A 3,695-nucleotide genomic window follows, 5' to 3' on the forward strand; every position below is an offset into this window, starting at 1 on the left:
TTGCGTGAAGAGATGGAATATTTAGGGCCAATTCGCGTTAGTGATGTTGAAGCAGTTCAACAGCAGATTGTAGATAGTGTTCGACGGTTAGAAGATTCAGGTGAAATTGACATTGCCGCTGGAAATGAGAACGAACAATTTATCACATAAATTACAGAGTGCGAAAAGCCGATCTCAATGATGTCATTTTATTGATTTGAACAAATGGATTTATTAGTTTTTAGAAAAAGTCATCAACATGGTGGAAATGGAAACAACGAAATTGTTAAAAGCGGAAGCCTTTCGAGCATTGGGTTCGAAGGTTGCCTACAATTTCAAAGACATTGAAAAACGCTGTGAGGATTACATTCTGAATGTGCGTGATCAGACACGTCAGATGCTTGTGGATGCCCAGCAGGAAGCCGAGCAGATCAAACAAGATGCATATCAGTCAGGCAAACAACAGGGTTATGCAGAAGCTCAAAGCGAGCTGGAATCGTTGATAAAGACACGATCTGAAGAGATTGCGAATCGTACGGTCGAAGAAAAAATAGGCATGATTTATCCTGCAATGCAAGCAGCCGTTGAAGGATTACAGCAGGAACAGGTCAATTGGCGGCGAGTCTGGGATGCGACAGCTTTGGAAATATGTCTAAGTATTGCAGAAAAAATGATTCGCCATGAGGTCAAATCACGTCCTGAGTCAGTGAGGGCTATGATGAGCGAGGCTCTCAAACTGGCATCGGGAACACAGCACATCAAGTTTCAAATGAATCCGGCTGATGTAGAGCAATTAGCAGAAGGTACGAAAGCATTTATTTCTCAACTTACCGGATGTCAGACCTGTGAAATCATTGAAGACGAATCAATTTCATCCGGTGGTTGTATTATCGAGACACAACATGGAACGATCGACGCTACAATTGAAGCTCAATTAGACCGCATTTCTCAAGAGCTCATCATTCATACTCAGGAATAACGAAATCGCATGTTCGATGTCTCTCAGCAGATAAAACAGATATTACCTTTTCGCCTTTCCGGACGAGTCACACGGATTGTGGGTTTGACCGTTTCAGTATCAGGATTTCCCGCTCCTTTAGGAGCAGTCTGTGCCATTGATCGCGAAAATGGTAAAGCAATTGAAGCTGAGGTTGTCGGGTTTCAGGATGAAGAAACGTTATTGCTTCCCTATGAAGAGTTAACGGGAATTCGACGTGGTGATCGAGTGTCTCTGATTCAATCGGTCCCTGCTGTTGGGGTGGGCCAGGGAATATTAGGGAGGGTTTTGGATGGTCGTGGACGCTGTATTGATGGCAAGAATCAGGCTATGCTGTCACATCGTGCCAATCTGAAAGCGAAGCCGATTTCTCCCTTAAATCGCCCGCGAATTGATGCACCGCTCAGTACAGGCATTCGAACGATTGATGGTTTATTAACCTGTGGTAAAGGGCAACGGCTGGGAATATTTGCTGGAAGTGGCGTCGGCAAAAGTACATTGTTGGGGCAAATGGCCCGACAGAGTTCCGCAGATGTGAATGTGGTTTGTCTGGTAGGTGAACGTGGGCGCGAAGTGCGTGAGTTTCTGGACCGTGATTTAGGTCCTGAAGGATTAGCCCGCAGTGTTGTGATTGTAGCGACCAGTGATGAACCTGCGTTGATCCGTCTCCGCGCGGCCCATCTGGCAACGGCCGTCTCGGAGTTTTTCCGTGATCAAGGCCAGGACGTTTTACTGATGATGGATAGTGTAACCCGATATGCGTTGGCGCAAAGAGAAATTGGATTAGCTGCTGGCGAACCGCCGGCCACTAGAGGTTATCCACCCAGTGTATTTTCCCTGCTACCAAAACTGCTGGAGCGCAGTGGCCGGACTGATTCCGGAAGTATTACAGGTTTCTACACGGTCCTGGTTGAAGCCGATGATGCCAATGAGCCGATTTCAGACTCGGTACGTGGAATTCTGGACGGGCATATCATGCTTTCCAGGAAGCTGGCACATGAGTCGCATTGGCCGGCGATTGATGTGTTGCTCAGCATCAGCCGTTCTATGAATGATATTACCAGCCCAGAACATCAGCAGTCAGCTGCCTATTTAAAGAAACTGATGGCCGCCTATCAACAGTCGGAAGATTTGATTTCGATAGGCGCTTATCAATCTGGTTCGAATCCGGAGGTTGATCTTGCGATAAAATTAAGGCCTCTATGGAATGATTATTTGAAACAGGGAAGTCTGGAAAACTCCGATTTTAAGGAAGCAGCTGAGGGACTGAATAATCTGCGAGTTCGCGCAGAACAAATGAAGTCGCTGAAACCTGAACCTGCAATCGGGCAGGAAGTCGAAGGGTCGAGTAACACCACTTAAGAATTTTAACGCAATCAAGTTTGAATGTAGTTTTATATATAGAGTAGCTGCACGGCATGAAAAAATATGTATTTCAATTTGAATCGGTGCTCAAAATGCGGCGTCATAAACGAAGTTTGTGTCGTCAGTTGTTGGGTGAGATTCTGCATACAGATCAACGGCTCGTGGAGCAGAAACAGAAATTAGAACAGTCAAGGAAAGAGCAGTTTCAGGAAATCAGATTGCGACAGGCGAAAGGTGTGGTTGATATCGATGGTGCAACCAGTCTGCGTTTCTATGCCGGGCAGTTGCAGGCTCAGATTCAAGCCGTGATAGCGAATCGTAAACTTGTGGAAAAACAGATCGTGCTTTGCAAACAGACTCTGGCACGTTCTGAACAAGATGTCAAAGCAATGGAAAAATTGTCTGACAAATACCGCGATCAGTTTCACTATGAGCAAAATCGAAAAGAATCGCTGGAGCTTGAAGAAACCTGGTCTGCGACTCAACAAACGGGAGTGGCAAGATGATTCGTTCTGTAGCCATAATGATTAGTGTTTTTTGTGTAGCGACGATTATCTCAGAAATGCTTGGTTTGGGTTTTTTGTGGTATCAGGGACACCTGAATTCAGATTCGATTCATGATATTCGAATGATTATGACAGGTCAGTCTTTGGATGATGTAGAAATTGTTGAAGAAGAGACAACATCACCTTCTCTTGACGAAGTCGCCCAGAACCGTGCGATACGTATTTTGGAACTGGCGTCTCGTGAAGACGAAATTGATATGCTGAAAAGTTCGATTACACAGTCATCAGATTCGTTGAAACAAGATCGTCTTGCTTTTGAGCAGGCTAAGAAAAAATACGAAGAAAATTTGTTACAACTCAAAAAAGAAAGTCAAACTGCCGCCACGAAAAAAACTCAGAGTGTGCTCGTTGCAATGTCTCCGGGTGATGCCGTGCAATATCTCATGGAGGTTTCCATCAAAGAAGATATTGATCTTTTAAAAGGTATGGATGGAAAGTTTATTGCCAAGATGTTAAAGGAATTCCTGGCAGCGCCAGATCCTCTGGCGATCAAGCGGGGCAAGGAAATTTTCAAAGAGATTTCTCAGGACCAACCTTTTCGTGGCATGTCGGATGAAACATTGGAACAGCTTACGGAAAACAATTGAGGTCTTCCCTGCAAGCCTAATACATTTTTTCGATAAAAATAGTCTATATTACGTATTCTTACGTAATGTCTCAGTACCGATTCTGACGAATATGATACTGGTGTAACAGTCGAAACCAACTGTGCTCTTTACTGCGCAGTTCTCTCTGAGAATGTCATTCGGCAGTATCCTTACTCGTATTTTATCCAGAGGTAATGAGAG

At 44.6% G+C, this 3,695-nt stretch carries 5 protein-coding genes; all 5 read left to right on the plus strand.

The genetic code is table 11. The annotated features are described in order from the left end of the window. The coding region (locus tag Q0668_RS02790) for a FliG C-terminal domain-containing protein (RefSeq protein ID WP_366918861.1) at positions 1–150 on the plus strand (150 nt) is incomplete at its 5' end. An 88-nt stretch (positions 151–238) separates the two neighbouring features. Next, positions 239–958 carry a FliH/SctL family protein gene (locus Q0668_RS02795; protein WP_298859706.1) on the plus strand — a complete coding sequence of 240 codons (720 nt, stop codon included), beginning with the start codon at positions 239–241 and terminating at the stop codon, positions 956–958. Positions 959–967: 9 nt separating this feature from the next. Next, the gene (locus Q0668_RS02800; protein ID WP_298859708.1) at positions 968–2,338 is read left to right on the plus strand and encodes a FliI/YscN family ATPase; all 1,371 of its coding nucleotides are present in this window, start codon (positions 968–970) and stop codon (positions 2,336–2,338) included. 56 nt (positions 2,339–2,394) lie between these two features. Further along, positions 2,395–2,847 carry a hypothetical protein gene (locus Q0668_RS02805; RefSeq protein ID WP_298859709.1) on the plus strand — a complete coding sequence of 151 codons (453 nt, stop codon included), beginning with the start codon at positions 2,395–2,397 and terminating at the stop codon, positions 2,845–2,847. Next, positions 2,844–3,494, plus strand: a complete 651-nt coding sequence (locus Q0668_RS02810; protein WP_298859711.1) for a hypothetical protein — start codon at positions 2,844–2,846, stop codon at positions 3,492–3,494. Before Q0668_RS02805 ends, Q0668_RS02810 begins: the two co-directional genes overlap by 4 nt. Positions 3,495–3,695: the final 201 nt, after the last annotated feature.

It is taken from the genome of uncultured Gimesia sp., from assembly GCF_937910335.1.
Classification (GTDB): Bacteria; Planctomycetota; Planctomycetia; order Planctomycetales; family Planctomycetaceae; genus Gimesia.

What these genes read in the sequence shown, in the direction of transcription:
- Q0668_RS02805 (WP_298859709.1), top strand. Translation starts at nt 2,395, where the DNA reads ATGAAAAAATATGTATTTCAATTTGAATCGGTGCTCAAAATGCGGCGT.
- Q0668_RS02800 (WP_298859708.1), top strand. Translation starts at nt 968, where the DNA reads ATGTTCGATGTCTCTCAGCAGATAAAACAGATATTACCTTTTCGCCTT.
- Q0668_RS02810 (WP_298859711.1), top strand. Translation starts at nt 2,844, where the DNA reads ATGATTCGTTCTGTAGCCATAATGATTAGTGTTTTTTGTGTAGCGACG.
- Q0668_RS02795 (WP_298859706.1), top strand. Translation starts at nt 239, where the DNA reads ATGGTGGAAATGGAAACAACGAAATTGTTAAAAGCGGAAGCCTTTCGA.